The following is a 16,791-nucleotide window of genomic DNA, read 5'->3' on the forward strand; positions in this document are numbered from 1 at the left end:
TGGGGGAAAGGGCGGGAGCCAGCCGGCACGGCCGGCTCCCGTGGGCATCGTCAGCGCTGGATCCAGGTCTCGTAAAGCCCGCCGCGCAGGCCGAGCGGCGAGGTGATCAGGTCCTTGACCCGCTTGTTCTGCACCGCAACCAGATCCATCTCCATCAGCCAGATGATCGGGCTGTCGGCGACCAGAAGCTCCTGGAGCTTGTGGAAGATCTGGTTGCGCTTGGCGGGGTCGATCTCCGTCTGCGCCGCCTCCCAGAGCTTGTCGACCTCCGGGTTCGAATACTGCGAGACGTTGCCGAAGGGCACCGCGCGGTTGATGGTCTTCGACCAGGTCTGCCTCTGCACGCCGAGGGTCGGGTCGGCCATGCCGATCGACCAGGTCGAGGTCATGTTGAAGTCGTACTCGTTGTGGACCAGCCGCACGAAGGACGGGTAATCCCGGTTGCGCAGTTCCACCTCGATGCCGACGCGGGCCAGCGCCTGCTTGATGTACTCGCCCATGCGCCGCCAATCCTCGCCGAACGGGGCGGGATCGTGGAAAATCTTCACGCGCATGCCGTTGGCGCCTCGCTTCAGGCCGGCCTCGTCAAGCAGGCGGTTGGCGATCTCCAGGCGGTCACGCACGTCGAAGCGCAGGATGTTCTGGTCGGTGAAGGCGCCGTTGCCCTTCATGAAGGAGGAGATGGGACCGACGGCCGGCTTGCCGAAACCGTGCCAGATCGCCCGCGTGATGAAGTTGCGGTCAAGGGCGTAGGCGACGGCGAGGCGCACGCGCTTGTCGTCGAACGGGGGCTTCTGGACGTTGAGCTCCAGCATCATGACGGGCGCGATGGCCTCGTAACCGCCCTTGGCGATGGCGATGTGCGGCAGCGTCTCCAGCCGCCGCATCTCCACCGGGTTGATGGTGCCGAAGGTCGCGACGTCGATCTCGCCGCGCTCGACGCCGGCGGCGCGGGTGGCCGAGTCCGCGATGAAGCGGATGATGAGGCGGTCGAGATAGGGGCGGCCGGGGCGCCAGTAGTTCTCGTTCTTGTCGAGCTGGATGAAGTTGCCCTTCTCCCAGCGGGCGAACTTGAAGGGGCCGGTGCCGATCGGGGCGTTCACCGCGGGATTGTTGCGGAAGTCGGTGCCCTCGTAGATGTGCCGCGGCACGATCGGGGATTCGAGGCTCGACAGGCCCATCATCAGCGGCGGATAGGGATGGGCGAGGTTGAACACCGCGGTATGGGCGTCCGGCGTGTCGATGGACTGGACCGGGCCGAGATTGCCCTGGCCGCGCGGGTGGAACTTCTTGACCACCTCCATCAGCGCGAACTGCACGTCGGCCGAGGTGAAGGGCTTGCCGTCGTGCCAGGTGACGCCCTGGCGCAGCTTGAAGGTGATGATCTTGCCGTCCGGGCTGATCGTCCAGCTCTCGGCGAGCGAGGGCTTCGGCTTCAGCTCGAGATCATATTCCAGCAGGCCGTCGAAGATCTTGGTGGCGAGCTCGGCGGTGGTCGGCGCCGAACTCAGCGCGTTGGTGATGATCGCCGGCTCGGGCGTGGTGGTGATCGTCAGCGTGCCGCCCGACTGCGGATTGGCGAGGGACTGCGACGCGGGAAGCAGGGCGCCGAACGCGGTGCCGAGAAGGAGGCCGTTGAAGAGCCTGCGCGACGTGACGAGATGATCCATGGCCGTTCCCCGGTCGTGAGCAGCCCTTGCGGGCACGACCTGAGCGTTTCATCATGATTGAAAATTTCGAAGTGCTTTTTTCAATGGGCAGCAATGCAGCTCAACTTCGAGAGCTCGGTCGACTGAGTGTTTTTCGGGCGATTTCCGCAAAAGGCCGCCAATTCGCCCGATTATGGAGGGAAATCGCATAAAAACATTCTGAACGCGGGAGCCCGGCCGTTATCACAGCAGTATAAGTTGGGTGCGCCTCACGCGCAGGGCCTCGCCTAGATTTTTCAACCGGCATATAAGGCGATCATCGCCCCCTGCCCTTTCCGATGGCCCTGGAATGTCCGACGGCACCGACGAACTCGACAGCAACACGCTGGTTGGCCTCGGCGAGCGGATTCGCAATCTGCGCGTGGAGCGCGACCTCACTCTGGCGACGCTGTCGACGCGCAGCCAGATCTCCGTCGGCATGCTCAGCCACATCGAGCGGGGCAAGACGTCTCCGTCGCTGAAGCTGCTCGACCGCCTGCGTGTTGCGCTGGGGGTGCCCCTCGCGAGCTTCTTCGAAGCCCAGACGGATCGCTCGGTCGAGGAAGGCACCGTCACCCGCGCGGGTCAGCGCTCCACCCTGGCCTTCAGCAAGACAGGGCTCACCAAGGAATTGCTCTCGCCTCCGGGGCATTCGGAGATGGAGATGCTGATGCTGACCATCGCGCCCGGCGGCGGCTCGGGGACGGACCCCTGGCGCCGGAACGGCCAGAAGGGCGGCTATGTCCTCCAGGGTCGTTTCGAACTGAAGATCGACGACCAGGTCCACATCCTGCATCCGGGCGACGCGTTCCAGTTCGACAGCCGCCGGCCCCACTGGTTCCGCAACCTCGCGGATGACGAGGCCAAGATCCTGTGGATCATCCGGTCGAACGAGGCGGGATAGCCGGTCACGGACCGCCCTCGCCCGGCGCGCCCGGGCGCTCTCCACCGTCGACACCGCCCGTCTCATGGTGTGCTCCGGCGATACCCGAGCCTTAGTCCCGCAACCCGCCGTTCACGCGTCCTCTGACCTCTGCCAGGGTTCCCACGACCTCGTCACGCAAGAGATCTGCGACGATCTGCCCCGTGCGCAACAGGGGACGACGGGCGCTGATCGCAACGGCGATCGACTGCGGCCGGGCTGTGTCGTCGATGATCGGCAGGAAGCGCAGGTCGCCCGCGAGAATTTCGGGGGCCGTGTCGAGTTCGGAGGTGATGGCGACATGACTGCCGCTCACTGCGAGCTTCTTCATCAGCTGCAGGGAGTTGGTGACGATCGGTGCGTCCCTTTCCGAGAACATCCAGGCGTGGCGGTCGTCCATGTAGCGGCGGATGGCGAGGCTTCGGCTCTGGCTGGCGAGCGGGAAGGACACGACGTCCTTCAGTCGCACCGAGGCCCGCGCGGCGAGCGGGTGGGACGGCGCCACGGCGCAGCCGAGCGGCAGGTCCGCGGACCACAGGACGTGGATTTCCCGGCGCGGCTTGACGTTGAAAGCGGCGACGAGGTCGACCCTGTCGTCCATCAGCATGGTGACGGCGGCGTCGGTCGAGACGATCTCCACCTCAAGCGCGATGCGGGGATGGCGGCTCACGAGGGTGCTGATCACGGAGGGCAGGAGGCCGTTGGCGTGACTGTCCATCGCCGCAAGCCGCACATGGCCGATATCGACGCCCTTCATCTGCCGCACGGCGGCCGCCAGATTCCCCGCATCCGTCTTCCATCGCTGCGACAGGGAAATGATCAGGCCGCCGACGGGCGTCGGCCGCATGCCGGTCGGCTGGCGCTCGAACAGCGGCGCGCCGAGTTCCTCCTCCAGAATGAGGATCTGCCGGTCGATCGCCGAGGCGGCGATCCCCAGTTCGCGTGACGCGGCCTGGATGGACCCCTGACGGGCCACCTCCTCGACGTAGCGCAGGGCGCGCGGCACCAGCGGAAAGGCCATCGAACCATTCGCAAGATGAGAACAGATCATCTCTTATTATGCGATGGCCTGCCATGGCGCCATGGGTCACTGTGTCGATGAGGGGCATGGACCATGGATCTGGCGCAGCAGGCTTTGACGGAGGGGCGGTTCCTGCCGGTCGCCGAACTCAATGAGGCGACGCGCGACGCGTTCGTCCGCCTGCTGGCGCCGGCCGTCGAGAACGCGCCCTGGATCTGCGAGCGCGTCGCCGCGTCGCGGCCGTTCGACGGGCCAGTGGCTGTCCTTGATGCCATCGGCACGGTCATTCGCTCGGCGCCCCGCGACGACCAGATCAGGCTCCTGCGCGGCCATCCCGAGCTCGCCGGACGCGAGGCGGCGGCTGGAACGATGACCGCGGCCTCCACGACCGAACAGGGACGCCTCGGCCTCGACAGGCTGCCCGCCCCTGCCCTCGCCGCTCTCGTCGAGGGCAATCGCGCCTATCGGGAGCGCTTCGGCTTTCCCTACGTGGTGGCCCTGCGCCGCCGCGCCACGCTCGACGAGGTCTTCGACGACCTGAACCGGCGCCTGGGCCAGCCGCCCGACGCCGAACTGGCGACCGCGCTGAACGAGGTCATCGCCGTGACCTCAGGGCGCCTGTCGCTGCTGCTCGGCCCTTTCGACATTCCATGACTGACGCCAGGAGACGGACATGACCTTCAGATTGAACCGGCGCACGCTTCTGGCTGGCGCCTCGCTGCTCGCAGCCCCGGCGATCGGCCGGGCCCAGACGGCCTGGCCGACGAAGCCGATCCGCATCGTCGTGACCTTCCCGCCGGGCGGCACCAGCGACATCGTCGCCCGCCTCGTCGGCCAGTATCTGTCGGAGAAGGTCGGCCAGCAGGTGATCGTCGACAACCGCGCCGGCGCCGGCGGCACGCTCGCCGCCGACATCGTCAAGAAGGAGGCCGCCGACGGCCACACCCTGCTGCTCGCCAACAATGCGCCCTTTACGATCTCGCCGACGCAGTTCCGGCAGATCCCCTACGACACGGTGAAGGACTTCACCCATATCGCCTATATCGGCGCCTCGGCGCCGGGCCTCTTCGTCCAGCCGTCGCTCGGCGTGAAGACGCTGAAGGAGTTCATCGACAAGGCCAAGGCGCAGCCGGGCCAGATCAAATACGGCTCGTCCGGCGTCGGCTCGATCCACCACGTGCTCGGCGAAGCGCTGAAGCGGCGGGCAGGCATCAACGTGGTGCATGTGCCCTATCGTGGCACCGCACCCGCCATCCAGGACTTCAAGGCCGGCGTGCTCACCTGCTTCTACGACCTCGTGGCGCAGAACGTGCCGCTCCTCACCGCCAACGAGGCAGTCTGTGTTGCCATCGCTGCGCCGGAGCGCATCTCGCAGGCGCCGCAGGTTCCGACCTTCCGCGAGCAGGGCGTCGACCTCGTCCTCGAAAACTGGCTCGGTGTCTCGGGCCCCGCCGGCATCCCCGCGCCGGTCGTCGCGACCATGCACACCGCGCTGAGCGAGGTCCTCGCCCTCGCTCCGGTGAAGGAGCGGCTGATGTCGTGGGGGGTCGAGCAGAAGGTGATGACCTCGGCCGCCTATGCCGGCTTCGTGGCGGAACAGATCCAGGTCTGGCGTCCGCTCATCATCGAGGCCGGCGCGCAGGAACGCTGAGGCGGACCCGGGGGGACCGATCCATGGGGCGGCTCATCAACAGCGAGGTGGCGTCGGGGTTGCTCGTCGTCGCCTTTGGCGTGCTCGGCTTGTCGGCGATCGGCTCCCTCGAGATCGGGACCGCCAACGACATGGGCCCCGGCTATCTGCCGCGGCTGGTCGCCTGGGCGCTGGTCCTCGCCGGGCTGACCATGACGGGTCTGGCCGTGTTCCGCGCTCATCCCCCCGTTCCCGACCTGCATTGGCGGCCGCTCTTCGCCATCTCAGCGGCCGTCCTCTTCTTCGGCGCCTCGATCGACAGGTACGGCATGGTGATCGCCGTCGTCGGCATGACCCTCCTCGCGGGTCTTGCCAGCCCCATCAGCCGCTGGCGGGAGACCCCTCTCATCGCCGGCTGCCTGGCGGCAGGCGCGGTGCTCGTCTTCATCGTCGGGCTGAAGCTCGCCATTCCGATCTGGCCCAGGTGAGACAGGGAGGCGTCCGATGGATCTCATTGCCAATATCGGTCTCGGCTTCTCGGTCGCCATCACGCCGGTCAACATCCTGTTCTGCTTCGTCGGGGTGCTCCTCGGCACGCTGATCGGGGTGCTGCCGGGCATCGGCGCGGTCGCGACCATGTCGATGCTGCTGCCGGTCACCTTCCACCTGCCGCCGGCGACCTCGCTGATCATGCTCGCCGGCATCTACTACGGCGCCCAGTACGGCGGCTCGACCACCGCCATCCTGGTCAAGCTGCCGGGCGAGGCCTCGTCGGTCGCGACGGTGCTCGACGGCTATGCCATGGCCCAGAAGGGGCGTGCGGGTGCCGCGCTGTCGATCGCCGCCCTCGCCTCCTTCGTCGCCGGCACGGTCGCCACCCTGCTCATTGCCGTCGCCGGGCCGCTCATGGCGCAGCTGGCGCTGAAATTCGGCCCCGCCGAGTACTTTTCCCTGATGGTGCTCGGCCTCGTCGCCTCGGTGATCCTCGCCTCGGGCTCGCTCGCCAAGGCCATCATCATGATCCTGGCCGGCGCTTTCCTCGGCCTCGTCGGGCCCGACGCGAATTCGCCGATGCCTCGCCTGACCTTCGGCGTTCCGGCGCTGGCCGAAGGGGTCAACTTCGTCGCCCTCGCCGTCGGGTTCTTCGGCATCAGCGAGATCATCCTCAACCTGGAAAAGGATATGCAGCGCGTCGCGCCCGTGGCGATGCGGGACCTGTTTCCCAATCGCGAGGAGATCCGCCGGTCGGTCGGCCCGACGCTGCGCGGAACGCTGATCGGATCGGTTCTGGGGGTGCTGCCCGGCGGCGGCGCGCTCCTCGCGTCCTTCGGCGCCTATGCCATCGAGAAGAAGCTGTCGGATACGCCGGAACGGTTCGGGCAAGGCGCTCCGGAAGGTGTCGCAGCGCCGGAGGCCGCCAACAATGCGGGGGCGCAGACCTCGTTCGTGCCGCTGCTCACCCTCGGCGTGCCCTCGAACGCCATCATGGCGGTGATGGCCGGGGCGATGACGATCCAGGGCATCGCGCCGAGCCCGAAGGTGATGGTGGAGCATGCTCAGCTCTTCTGGGGCATGATCGCCTCGATGTGGGTCGGCAACCTGCTGCTGGTCGTCCTCAACCTGCCCCTCGTCGGGCTGTGGGTGAAGCTGCTCCAGGTCCCCTATCGCATCCTCTACCCGGCGATCCTGTTCTTCTGCTGCATTGGGGTCTATTCGATCAACAACTCGGCCTTCGACGTCTATGTCGCCGTCGGCTTCGGCGTCGTCGGTTATCTGCTCATCAAGCTCGGCTTCGAGCCGACGCCCCTGCTCCTCGGCTTCATCCTGGCCCCGATGATGGAGGAGAACCTGAAGCGGGCGATGATCCTGTCCGGCGGCAGCCTGGAGCCCTTCGTCACGCGGCCGATCAGCGCCTTCCTCCTGCTGGCGACCGTGGCCATGCTCCTGCTGATGGCCTTGCCGAGCTTTAAGCGGACGCGCGAGACCGCGCTCAACGCGGACTAGCCGCCATGCTGCACGTCCGATTCATCCTCAACACCTTCGTCTCAGGCCCCCAGGCCTGGTTCTTCGTCGCCGACGACAGGGGCTACTTCGCCGCGGAGGGGCTCGAGGTCACCTTCGTTCCCGGCGACACCCTCGCCAACGCCGTCCCGAAGGTCGCCTCCGGCGCCTTCGATCTCGGCTATGGCGACCTCAATGCGGTGATCACCCTGGCCGCGGAAGCCCCCGGCGCCGCTCCCCCCGCCGTCTTCATCATGCACAACGCCTCGCCCTACACGATCGCGGTGGCGGCCGAAGGGCCGGTCCGGACGCCGGGCGATCTGGCGGGTCGGCACCTGCTCAGCCATGCGGACGATGCGGCCTGGAAGATGTTCGACACTTTCGCCGCGGCGGCGAACGTCGACCCGGCCACGGTGAGCGTGACGCCGGACGGCCGCCATCATCGCGAGTTGCTGCCCCTCATCCTCGCCGGGACGACCGACGGGCTCTTCGGCTTTGTCAACACCCTCGCCTCGGCCGCCATCGAGGCCGGGCTCGACCCCACGGCCTTTCGGCATTTCGAATGGCGCACCATCGTCCCCGACCTCTGCGGCGCCGCCGTCATCGCCAGTCCCGCCTTCATCGCAGCCCATCCAGACGCCGTTCGGGGCTTCGTGCGGGCCGTGAACCGGGCATTGGCCGATGTCGTCGCAGATCCGGAGGCCGCCATCGGCGCCGTGCGGCGGCGCGATCCCGGCATCGACGTGAAGGCCAATCTCGCGCGGCTGACGGGAACGCTCGCCCTCGAAATGGCGCATCCGGATGGTGCGACCTACGGCATTGGGGCCGTGGACCCCGCCCGCCTCGACCGGGCGATCGACCTGGTGGCGCGGGTCAAGGGGCTGACCCGCCGGCCAGCAACGAGCGCAATCTTCGACGCCCGGTTCCTGCCGGCTGCCGACGATCGCGTCAGGACTCTCGCACGTAGACGATGAGGAGCACGCCATGACCGCCGGAGGAATTTCGCTGCACGCCGTCGATGTCGTCAGCGGCCAGGCCGCAACGGGCATGCGCGTCGCGATCCGGCGCATCGCACCCGACGAGGCGGCAGTGGCCGAGGGCATCCTCGGAGCCAACGGGATGCTCGATCATCCCGTCGTCACCGGCGAGGGAATGATCGCCGGAACCTACGTCGCCTCGTTCGCGATCCGCGACTTCTACGCGCCACGCGGCATCCCCTGCCCCTTCCTCGATCGTCTCGACTTCCGCTTCGTCGTCGAGGATCCGGGACCGCATGTGCATTTGCCCCTGAAGTTCTCACCCTGGGGTCTGGCGCTGTTTCGCGGTGTCTAGGTCCACATTACCGGGCGTGGTCGGCAACGGCCTTCTCGACACCGAAATAGGCCCTTTCCAGGCGATGCGGCAGGTTCGGCTCGCTGGCCTGCGCCTCGAGCACCACGCTGCCCTGCGACATCGCATAAACGCGGTCGGCGATCGCCAGAACCTTCTCGATCAACTGCTCGACCAGCAGAACGGCCGTGCCGTTGTCCCGCAGTGTCGAGACCACGGCCAGCACGCGGTCGACGAGCACGGGCGAAAGCCCGGCGGACGGTTCGTCGAGCATCAGGAGCCTGGGGCGCCGCACGAGCCCCTGCGCCACGGCGAGCATCTGCTGCTGGCCGCCGCTCAACGAGCCGCCGCGGTCGTTCCGCTTCGCGGCGATCTCCGGGAAGTAGTCGAGCGCCTCCTCGACGCGGGCCATGCGTTCGGCCCGCGGGATATCGTAGGCGGCGAGCAGCAGGTTGTCGGTGACCGTCTGCTGGGTGAACACCCGATGGCCTTCCACCACGTGGACCAGGCCCCCGCGCGCCGTCTCGCGCGGACTGACGCCGCGAAGGCTGGAACCGCCGAAGCGGACGTCGCCGGCACCCCATGGCAGGAGCCCGGATATGGCACGCAGCAGCGTGGTCTTGCCGGCGCCGTTCGGGCCGAGTAAGGCGACGACCTCGCCCGCACCGACGTTCAGCGTCAGGTCATGCAGCACGTTGATCTTGCCGTAGCCCGCCTGAAGCGCGCGGACGTCCAGCAGCGGTTCAGCCTCCGAGATAGGCACTGACGACCTCCTTGTGCACGCGTATCTCCGACGGCGTTCCGGCGGCCAGCACGCGGCCGAGGTTCAGGACCGTGACGTGGTCGCAGATGTCGAAGATCAAGTCGGCATGGTGCTCCACGAGCAGCACGCCTGTCCCCTGACGGCTGATGCCCTTGATGAGGGCGGCGAGGCGCTCGATCTCGGACACCGAAAGGCCGGCGGCCGGCTCGTCCAGCATCAGGAAGGCGGGCCTGAGGACGAGGGCGCGGGCGATCTCGACGAAGCGCAATTCGCTGTGCTGCAGACGGTCGGCACGGACGTCGGCCAGCGCCTCCAGCCCCACGGCGGCGAGGGCCGTCATGGCGGCGCCACGCAGCCGCCTCTCGTCGGCCCGATGGCGGGGCAGAGAGAACAGCGTCTCCATGAAGGTCGCCTGCCCCTGGATCGTCGCCCCGATCATCACGTTGTCGATGACGGACGCCTCGCCGACGATGCGCGGCGTCTGGAACGTGCGGGCGATGCCCCGGCCGGCGCGGGTCTCGGGCGCTCCCGGCTCCAGGGGCTGCCCGAGCGTGACGCTGCCCTTTTCTGGCGCATAATAGCCGGAGATCACATTGAGGGTGGTCGTCTTGCCGCTGCCGTTGGGACCGATCAGGCCGTGCACCTTGCCGGTCTCGATGGTGAGGGAGACGCCATCGATCGCGCGGACGCCGCCGAAGCTCAGCACGATGTCGGTCAGCACGACCGGGGTACGCTCGTCCCGGCGATCGAGCAGCGATGCCAGCAGCGCCGGGCGCGGCTTGATCGCCCGGTCAAAGGTCAGAGGCTTGCGGCTCTTGAAGTCGAGGAGCGCGGCAATGCCACCGGGCATGGCGAGGACGATGACCAGCAGCAGGACCGCGTAGAGGAAGGTCGACCAGGCGGCGAGCGGCGCGGCGATCTCCGGCAGGATGGTCAGCACGATCGTGCCGATCAGCGGTCCGAGGATCGAGCCGCGGCCGCCGATCAGCACGGCGATGAAGAACAGCAGCGACAGCTCGAAGGTGAAGGCGTCGGGCGTGATGTAGGTCTGGAGGCTGGCGAACAGGCCGCCCGCCATGGCCGCCAGCGCTCCCGCCAGCATGAACACGGCGATGAGCAGGCGCGCCTTGGAAATGCCGCTCGCCTCAGCCGCCACGTCGGCGTCTCGCACGGCGATCAGGGCGCGCCCGAACCGGCTGTGGGCGATGTTCGAGGTGATCCAGGTGCTGAAGGCAGCGATCCCCAGACACAGGTAGAAGAAGCCCCAAGCCTTGTCGAAGGGCGCCGGCATTTCCGGGCCCGACAATCCGATCCCGCCGCCGGTGACGCTCTGCCAGGCCAGAGCCACCTGGGTGACGATAGTGGCAAATCCCAGCGTGGTCATCGCGAAGTAGAATGTCCGCAGCCGCAATGCGGGCAGGCCGATGACGACGCCGAAGACGGCGCCGACGCAGCCCGCCGCGGCGAGGGCGGCGAAGACCGGCAGGGGCGGCGTCACATTGCCGGCCACCAGGACGCTGGTCGTATAGGCACCGAGGGTCAGGAGCGAGACATAGCCGATCGCAAGCTGGCCGGCATAGCCGACGATCAGGTTGAGGCCTGCGACGAGCATCCAGTAGATGGCGGCGCGCGTGGCGATGAGGCCCCAGTACTCGTTGCCGGTCAGCGGCAGCAGAGCGGCGAGACCGAAGAGGGCGATGAAAGGCAGCGCGGCGCGCAGCACCGCAGGACCTCCGCCGGTCTTGTCTGCCGGCGCCATGCCGGCCGTGTTGGTCAGGTCGGCCATCAGACCCTCCTCGCGGCCTGGCCGCCGAACAGGCCCTGTGGTGCGATCAGCAGCACGATGATGAACAGGCCGAACACCGCGACGGAGGAGAAGATGCCGCCGACGAGGAAGTTGGCCGCCTGCTGGAAGATGCCGAGCGCCAGGCCGCCGATGACGGCGCCGCGGTTGTTGCCGAGCCCGCCGAGCGCCACCGGCACGAAGCCGTAGAAGTTCAGGAGAGGACCGTTGGCGAAGAACGCCAGCAACAATTGGCCGCCGGCAAATCCCGCCAGGCCCCCGATGGCACCGGCGAGCGCATAGCTGGCGATGCGCAGGTTGCGCTCGGGGAGGCCGAGGGCCCGCGCGGCGAAGTTGTCCTCGGCAATGGCGAGGAAGGCGCGGCCCACCAGCGTCTTGCGATAGAGGAATTCGAGCCCGACGATGGTGATGGCGCAAGCCGCCACGGGCAGCCAGAACTTCTCCTCGATGAAGCCGCCGCCCGAACTGAAGAGCCTCGGGAAGGGCTGCGGTTCGGTGCTCCACTCGATCGCGGTCACCTGCTGGATCATGAGCGCCAGCGCCAGGGTGGACAGCACGTAGAGATGCTGGTCGAGGCTCTTCAGCACCGGCCTGACGGCCACGAACTCGGTGACGACGCCGATCAGGGCGCAGCAGGCGATCATCGCCAGGAAACCGAGGACCGGCGGAAAGCCCATGCGCAGGATGAACAGCGAGCCGAAGACGCCGCCGAGCATGCCGAGCTGGCCTGCCGTGAAGCTCATGACCCGCGAGGTCGAGAACATGGTGTTGTAGGCAATCCCGATGAGAGCGTAGATCGCCCCAACCGCGAGGCCCGAGGCGAGGATCGAAGCCAGCATGGGTCATCTCTTTCGGGACTGAAGGCCTGCATGCGAGGCCGGGCTGCTCTGGGGAGCCGAGCCCGGCCCTGGTTGGTTGTCGGCTCAGCCGGAATAGCCGGGAGCCAGCGCAAAGGTGCCGTTCTTCGCCGAACTGGCCGCCGACATGACCACATCGGCCACGGGATAGCCGTTGTGCCGGGTTGGGCTGTAGGAGTAGTTGCCGAAATAGCCCTCGTATTTGGCGAGGCCATTCCAGAAGCCGATGATGGCCTCACCCGAGGACGAGCCGGTCGTGTCGACCGCCTTGGCCACGAGGTCGATCGCATCGATGCCGCAGGCGACCCACCAGAGCAGCGTGTCCTGCAGGTTGACCTTGCCGGCCAGCCTCTCCACCAAGGCCTGGTTCTTCGGCGGCAGCTTGCCGTCGGCGCCGTAGCTGCAGCTGCGATAGCCGATGGCGTAGACCTTGTCCCAGTTGGCCGGCTTCTCGATCAGGCCGCCGATCTCGCCCGACGACAGCGAGGGGTGGCCGACGAAGGGCACGTCCCAGTTCATGGCGGCGCGAGTGTTCATCATCCGCGCCTCCATGCCGGTGGACACGCTCCACACCACGATCGCCTGGGCGCCGGCATTGCGGGCGCGCAGCATGTCGGGGGTCATGTCGGGCTGGGTCGCGTCGATATTGGCCTGGTAGACGACCTCGGCACCGTCCTTCTTGAAGCCGGCGACCGAGGCATTGACCGCGCTGACGCCGTAGCCGGTGGTGTCGCCGATGACGGCGATCTTCTTCAGCTTGAGGATGGCGAGGCAGTAGTTGCGCACGGCGTCGTCCCACTGGGTGTTCGACGGCGAGATGCGGAAGGCATTGGGGAAGCGGCGCTCGTCGATCAGGGAATCGACCACGCAGGGGTGGATGTTGGGCATCTTGGCGCGCGCCATGATCGGGGTGACCGCCAGAGACTCTCCGGAGTTGGTCGGCCCCCAGATCGCGTGGACCTTGGCCTGGCTGATCAGCTCCTGGGTGGCGTTGACCGCCTTCGTCGGGTCGCCCTGGGTGTCGCGGGTGATGATCTCGATCCTGCGGCCCTTGACGCCTCCGGCCGCATTGATGGCCTCCGCGGCATAGATGACGCCGCGGTTGAAGCCGACACCCGGTGCCGAGCTCGGTCCGGTGAGGGCCGCCAGCCAGCCGATGCGGATCGGCTCGGCCTGGGCGATCGCCGGGTGGGCGAGCCCGAGCGCCGATGCGCTGACGGCTCCCGCGGTGCCTAAGGTGAAGTGACGACGATTGATGGCCATGGGATCCTCCCGATCGCTGAGTGAGAATTGCCCGTCTGCGCGGGTTTTTCCGGGCCTTCAGCCCTTGAGGTGGCGGATGTAGTCGCGGTTGAAGGTGAAGCCCCAGCCGGGCCGTTCCGGAACGACGGCCGCTCCGTTCTCGAAGGTCAGCGGCTCGGTGTAGAGCGGCGAGAACCAGGGCATGTATTCGAGGAAGATCGCGTTGGAGAGGGCGCCCAGCACCTGGATGCTGGTCTCCGGGAATAGATGGCTCGACACCGCGACATCGTGGGCTTCCGCCATGTGGCCGACCCGCATGAATTCGCTGACCCCGCCGGCGCGCTGCAGGTCGGGCATCAGTATGTCGGCGGACCGCAGCTCCAGCATGCGGCGGAAGCCGTAGCGGGAATACTCCGTCTCGCCGGAGGCGATGGGCGTGTCGAGGGCGGCCGAGACGCGCGCCAGTCCGTCCAGGTCCCAGGCGGGGAGCGGCTCCTCGAACCAGGTGAGGTCATACTCCTCCAGCATGCGTCCCAGGCGGATCGCCTGATGCTCGTTGAGCCCCTGATTGGCATCGGCCATCAGCTTGATCTTCGGGCCGATCGCCTCGCGCACGGCCTTCACACGTGCGATGTCGTCACGCGGATCGGCATGGCCGAGCCGCATCTTCATGGCCTTGAAGCCTTCGGCCATGAAGCGGCTGGCCTCTTCCTGCAATTCGCTGATCGACAGCGACAGCCAGAGCCCGCCGGAATGATAGGCCGGTACGCGCGATTGCGCGCCGCCGAGCATGCGGTAGAGCGGCAGGCCGGCGGCCTTTCCCGCGAGATCCCACAGCGCGCCGTCGAGGGCCGAGATGCCCATGACGGTCACGCCCTTGTGGCCGAGGAAGTTGATGTCCGTCCAGGCGCGGGCGTTGAAGCCGGCGATCAGGCCCGCATCCTGCCCGACGATCAGGTCGGACAGTTCCTCGACCATGGCCCGCAGCACCGGCGTCCGCCGGTTGTTCAGCGTGAAGACGAGGTTTTCCCCGGTCAGGCCCTGGTCCGTGTGGATGGTGACCAGCACCATGCCGAAGTCGCGGAGTTCGCCGAGCGCGCTGCCGATGGGTTTGGCGAGCGTCAGCGTGACCGTGTCGGTCTCGACCCTGGTGACTTTCATGGCCGGCTCCGTCCGTCGATGCGGGTGATGTCGCCGACGCGGTAGCGGGCCAGCACGGCGTGGTCCGGATCGGCGCCGAGGCCGGGGCCGTCCGGCACCGCAAACAGGCCCTTGTCGCCCTTGACCCAGGGATCGAAGGGATTGGCCTCCATGTCGAGCCAGAGCACCTCGACCATGGGCTTTTCCATCCGCGCCTGGATGATGTGCAGGGTGGCGATGAAGCCGGGTCCGAAATAGGGACTGTGGGGACAGACCTCGACGCCGTGGGCCTCGCACAGGTCGAAGATCCTGAGCATTTCCGCGATGCCGCCCACCTTGGTGACGCTCGGCTGGGCAATGTCGATGGCATCGGCATCGATCAGCGTCTTGAAGCCGAACAGGCCCGCGACGTTCTCGCCGGCCGCAATGGGAATGCCATAGGCGCGCACGCTGGCGAGGCTCCCGACATCCTCGGGCGGCCAGACCGGCTCCTCGAGCCACATCAGCCCGTCCTCGACGAGCGAGGCTGCCATGGCGCGGGCCGCCGGCGGCGACCAGGCGCAGTTGACGTCCATCATGACCGGCACGTCGCCGGCCGCCTCCATGGAGGCCAGCACCGCCGAGCGGGTGAGTTCGTGCAGCTTGATGAAGCGATAGCCGCGCGCGCAGGCCGCCGCCGTGTTCTTGGCCGCCAGAGCATCGTCGTTGTAGGCGAGAAGGCTCGCATAGCCGGGGATCGGTCCGCGGTCGCGGCCGCCCAGCAGTCGGTAGAGCGGCTGGCCGGCGCGCTTTCCCGCGAGATCCCAGAGCGCAATCTCGATGCCGGAATAGCCATAGACGAAGGAGCCGTTGCGCCCGAGCAGATGCAGGCTGTGCAGGATGGTGCGGGACAGGCCCTGGATGTCGCCGGCATCGCGGCCGATCATGAGCGGGCCGACGATCGTGTCGATGGCGGCCTTCGTCGCGGGAATGGCTGCGTGGCCGAAGGCCTCGCCCCACCCCACGAGCCCGTCCTCGGTCTCCACCTTGACCAGAAGAATCTCGAGATGGTCCCAGGGCCTGCCGGCAAAGGCCGGCTTCGGCCCGCCCATGTCAAAGGGCAGCGCCACGACGCAGGTCTCGACCGCGGTGATCTTCATGTCCGGTCCGGCATTTCCTCAGGCGCCGGCCTCTTGGGTCGGGCAGCGTCCATGTCCCAGACGCTAGGCCGACGGCAGAATAAGCTCAATTGTCTCCAGCTTAATTCCATATAAGCTGAGCTGATGTCTCTCAGCATCCGCCAGTTGCAGATCGTCCATACCGTCGCGAGTTCGGGGTCGGTCACGTCGGCCGCCCAGGCCCTGGGCATCTCCCAGCCGGCGGTCAGCATGATGCTGCGCGAGTGTTCGCGGGAAGCCGGCTTCCCCATGTTCGTGCGCAAACAGGGGCGCCTGCAGCCGACCGCCGAGACGCGCGTCCTGATCGCCGAGCTGGAGCGCGTCTTCGACGGCGTCGATCGGATCGGCCGGCTGATCGAAGATATGGGCGATACCAATGTCGGCTCGATCCAGATCGCGGCGACCGCGACTTTGGCCAACAACATTCTGCCGGCGGCGGTCGCCGCGTTCCAGGCCTCGCGCCCCCGCATCCAGATCACCATCAGGACGACCGACAACCCCGGCGTCATCCAGAGTGTGGTGCGCGACGAGGTCGATCTCGGGCTGGCACTGTCGCCGCTCGCCCAGCACGACGCGCGCGCCATCGAGCTGTGCACCGCCGACCTCGTCGTCGTCGTCAACCCGACCCATCCGCTGGCGGACCGGGCCGTGGTCGAAGCGGCCGATCTCGCGCCCTATCCGCTGATTTCGTTCAGCCGCAGCCAGCCGCTCGGCGCCCTGGTCGACCAGGTCTTCCGTCAGGCGCAAACGCCGCGCCGGGTTGCGATCGAGGTCAACCAGTCGTCGGTCGCCTGCGCCCTCGCGCGCGCGGGAGCCGGCGTCGCGGTCATCGACCCCTTCTGGCTGATCGACGCACGCGAAATCGGGATCGTCTGCCTGACCTTCGCGCCGAAGACGGCGTTGAGCGCGCAGATCCTGATGTCGCGCAGTTCGTCGCTGTCGCGACCGGCGCGTCTGTTCCTCGCAACCCTACGGCGCACCGTTCAGTCCCTTCAGGCCCAAGGCGTTCTCGAAGGCATCGGGGCGAGCCCGGGTGCAAGATAGCGTTCGAGGTGACCGAGGCAGCGCTCACCGGCAACGAAGCGGCGGACCGCCGAGACGCCGAAGCGCCTCAGCGTGAGGAGAACCGGAGTCGCGCGCGACGAATGGCTCCGGCAGGTCCCGCCGCGCGCATCGGCGCCTCCCCTTCCCTCGGATCACGTCGACCGTTCCCTGATCGCCGAGGCGGATAGCGACA

General features: G+C 67.6%; 16 protein-coding genes. 8 read left to right on the forward strand and 8 right to left on the reverse strand.

All coding sequences use genetic code 11. The features are described from left to right. Window positions 1–50: 50 nt before the first annotated feature. On the reverse strand, window positions 51–1,670 hold the full coding sequence (locus tag C6569_RS08770) for an ABC transporter substrate-binding protein (RefSeq protein WP_106748488.1): 1,620 nt from the start codon (window positions 1,668–1,670) through the stop codon (window positions 51–53). 328 nt (window positions 1,671–1,998) lie between these two features. Between C6569_RS08770 and C6569_RS08775 the strand changes: the two genes are divergently transcribed. Continuing rightward, complete coding sequence (locus C6569_RS08775; protein WP_106748489.1) at window positions 1,999–2,592, forward strand: helix-turn-helix domain-containing protein; 594 nt, start codon at window positions 1,999–2,001, stop codon at window positions 2,590–2,592. 91 nt (window positions 2,593–2,683) lie between these two features. Here the strand turns inward: C6569_RS08775 and C6569_RS08780 are convergent, their stop codons facing one another. Beyond that, entirely contained in the window at window positions 2,684–3,631 is a 948-nt protein-coding gene (locus C6569_RS08780) for a LysR family transcriptional regulator (protein ID WP_181313963.1), read from the reverse strand. 93 nt (window positions 3,632–3,724) lie between these two features. Between C6569_RS08780 and uraD the strand changes: the two genes are divergently transcribed. The 6 genes from uraD to C6569_RS08810 are packed head-to-tail and all read left to right on the forward strand — an operon-like array spanning window position 3,725 to window position 8,594. Next, complete coding sequence (gene uraD, locus C6569_RS08785; protein ID WP_106748491.1) at window positions 3,725–4,285, forward strand: 2-oxo-4-hydroxy-4-carboxy-5-ureidoimidazoline decarboxylase; 561 nt, start codon at window positions 3,725–3,727, stop codon at window positions 4,283–4,285. A 19-nt stretch (window positions 4,286–4,304) separates the two neighbouring features. Beyond that, a complete protein-coding gene (locus C6569_RS08790) occupies window positions 4,305–5,282 on the forward strand; it encodes a Bug family tripartite tricarboxylate transporter substrate binding protein (RefSeq protein ID WP_106748492.1) in 978 nt (325 codons plus the stop codon). 23 nt (window positions 5,283–5,305) lie between these two features. After that, window positions 5,306–5,749 carry a tripartite tricarboxylate transporter TctB family protein gene (locus C6569_RS08795; protein ID WP_106748493.1) on the forward strand — a complete coding sequence of 148 codons (444 nt, stop codon included), beginning with the start codon at window positions 5,306–5,308 and terminating at the stop codon, window positions 5,747–5,749. Between the two features lie 16 nt (window positions 5,750–5,765). Then, window positions 5,766–7,265, forward strand: coding sequence for a tripartite tricarboxylate transporter permease (locus C6569_RS08800; protein WP_106748494.1), 1,500 nt, complete (start codon window positions 5,766–5,768; stop codon window positions 7,263–7,265). Window positions 7,266–7,270: 5 nt separating this feature from the next. After that, a complete protein-coding gene (locus C6569_RS08805; protein WP_106748495.1) occupies window positions 7,271–8,236 on the forward strand; it encodes an ABC transporter substrate-binding protein in 966 nt (321 codons plus the stop codon). 10 nt (window positions 8,237–8,246) lie between these two features. Continuing rightward, window positions 8,247–8,594: a hydroxyisourate hydrolase gene (locus C6569_RS08810; RefSeq protein WP_106748496.1), complete on the forward strand. Its 348-nt coding sequence runs from the start codon at window positions 8,247–8,249 to the stop codon at window positions 8,592–8,594. Between the two features lie 7 nt (window positions 8,595–8,601). On the opposite strand, the gene C6569_RS08815 is transcribed toward C6569_RS08810, so the two are convergent. The 6 genes from C6569_RS08815 to C6569_RS08840 form a co-directional block, all read right to left on the reverse strand. Next, window positions 8,602–9,354: an ABC transporter ATP-binding protein gene (locus tag C6569_RS08815; protein WP_215905801.1), complete on the reverse strand. Its 753-nt coding sequence runs from the start codon at window positions 9,352–9,354 to the stop codon at window positions 8,602–8,604. Continuing rightward, window positions 9,335–11,140 carry a branched-chain amino acid ABC transporter ATP-binding protein/permease gene (locus tag C6569_RS08820; RefSeq protein ID WP_245898277.1) on the reverse strand — a complete coding sequence of 602 codons (1,806 nt, stop codon included), beginning with the start codon at window positions 11,138–11,140 and terminating at the stop codon, window positions 9,335–9,337. The genes C6569_RS08815 and C6569_RS08820 overlap by 20 nt, the downstream gene beginning before the upstream one ends. Then, entirely contained in the window at window positions 11,140–11,997 is an 858-nt protein-coding gene (locus C6569_RS08825; protein WP_106748497.1) for a branched-chain amino acid ABC transporter permease, read from the reverse strand. Before C6569_RS08825 ends, C6569_RS08820 begins: the two co-directional genes overlap by 1 nt. Before the next feature lie 84 nt (window positions 11,998–12,081). Next, window positions 12,082–13,278 carry an ABC transporter substrate-binding protein gene (locus C6569_RS08830; RefSeq protein ID WP_106748498.1) on the reverse strand — a complete coding sequence of 399 codons (1,197 nt, stop codon included), beginning with the start codon at window positions 13,276–13,278 and terminating at the stop codon, window positions 12,082–12,084. Window positions 13,279–13,335: 57 nt separating this feature from the next. Continuing rightward, window positions 13,336–14,418, reverse strand: a complete 1,083-nt coding sequence (locus tag C6569_RS08835) for a mandelate racemase/muconate lactonizing enzyme family protein (RefSeq protein WP_106748499.1) — start codon at window positions 14,416–14,418, stop codon at window positions 13,336–13,338. Continuing rightward, the gene (locus C6569_RS08840; protein ID WP_106748500.1) at window positions 14,415–15,536 is read right to left on the reverse strand and encodes a mandelate racemase/muconate lactonizing enzyme family protein; all 1,122 of its coding nucleotides are present in this window, start codon (window positions 15,534–15,536) and stop codon (window positions 14,415–14,417) included. Before C6569_RS08840 ends, C6569_RS08835 begins: the two co-directional genes overlap by 4 nt. A gap of 123 nt (window positions 15,537–15,659) precedes the next feature. Between C6569_RS08840 and C6569_RS08845 the strand changes: the two genes are divergently transcribed. Then, a complete protein-coding gene (locus C6569_RS08845) occupies window positions 15,660–16,598 on the forward strand; it encodes a LysR substrate-binding domain-containing protein (RefSeq protein WP_106748501.1) in 939 nt (312 codons plus the stop codon). The last annotated feature ends 193 nt before the right edge of the window (window positions 16,599–16,791 follow it).

The sequence above is a fragment of the Phreatobacter cathodiphilus genome (assembly GCF_003008515.1).
In the GTDB taxonomy this organism is placed as follows: Bacteria; Pseudomonadota; Alphaproteobacteria; order Rhizobiales; family Phreatobacteraceae; genus Phreatobacter; species Phreatobacter cathodiphilus.

Coding starts and splice junctions, on each gene's coding strand:
- C6569_RS08770 (WP_106748488.1), bottom strand. CDS start 1,670: ATGGATCATCTCGTCACGTCGCGCAGGCTCTTCAACGGCCTCCTTCTC.
- C6569_RS08775 (WP_106748489.1), top strand. CDS start 1,999: ATGTCCGACGGCACCGACGAACTCGACAGCAACACGCTGGTTGGCCTC.
- C6569_RS08780 (WP_181313963.1), bottom strand. CDS start 3,631: ATGGCCTTTCCGCTGGTGCCGCGCGCCCTGCGCTACGTCGAGGAGGTG.
- uraD (WP_106748491.1), top strand. CDS start 3,725: ATGGATCTGGCGCAGCAGGCTTTGACGGAGGGGCGGTTCCTGCCGGTC.
- C6569_RS08790 (WP_106748492.1), top strand. CDS start 4,305: ATGACCTTCAGATTGAACCGGCGCACGCTTCTGGCTGGCGCCTCGCTG.
- C6569_RS08795 (WP_106748493.1), top strand. CDS start 5,306: ATGGGGCGGCTCATCAACAGCGAGGTGGCGTCGGGGTTGCTCGTCGTC.
- C6569_RS08800 (WP_106748494.1), top strand. CDS start 5,766: ATGGATCTCATTGCCAATATCGGTCTCGGCTTCTCGGTCGCCATCACG.
- C6569_RS08805 (WP_106748495.1), top strand. CDS start 7,271: ATGCTGCACGTCCGATTCATCCTCAACACCTTCGTCTCAGGCCCCCAG.
- C6569_RS08810 (WP_106748496.1), top strand. CDS start 8,247: ATGACCGCCGGAGGAATTTCGCTGCACGCCGTCGATGTCGTCAGCGGC.
- C6569_RS08820 (WP_245898277.1), bottom strand. CDS start 11,140: ATGGCCGACCTGACCAACACGGCCGGCATGGCGCCGGCAGACAAGACC.
- C6569_RS08825 (WP_106748497.1), bottom strand. CDS start 11,997: ATGCTGGCTTCGATCCTCGCCTCGGGCCTCGCGGTTGGGGCGATCTAC.
- C6569_RS08830 (WP_106748498.1), bottom strand. CDS start 13,278: ATGGCCATCAATCGTCGTCACTTCACCTTAGGCACCGCGGGAGCCGTC.
- C6569_RS08835 (WP_106748499.1), bottom strand. CDS start 14,418: ATGAAAGTCACCAGGGTCGAGACCGACACGGTCACGCTGACGCTCGCC.
- C6569_RS08840 (WP_106748500.1), bottom strand. CDS start 15,536: ATGAAGATCACCGCGGTCGAGACCTGCGTCGTGGCGCTGCCCTTTGAC.
- C6569_RS08845 (WP_106748501.1), top strand. CDS start 15,660: ATGTCTCTCAGCATCCGCCAGTTGCAGATCGTCCATACCGTCGCGAGT.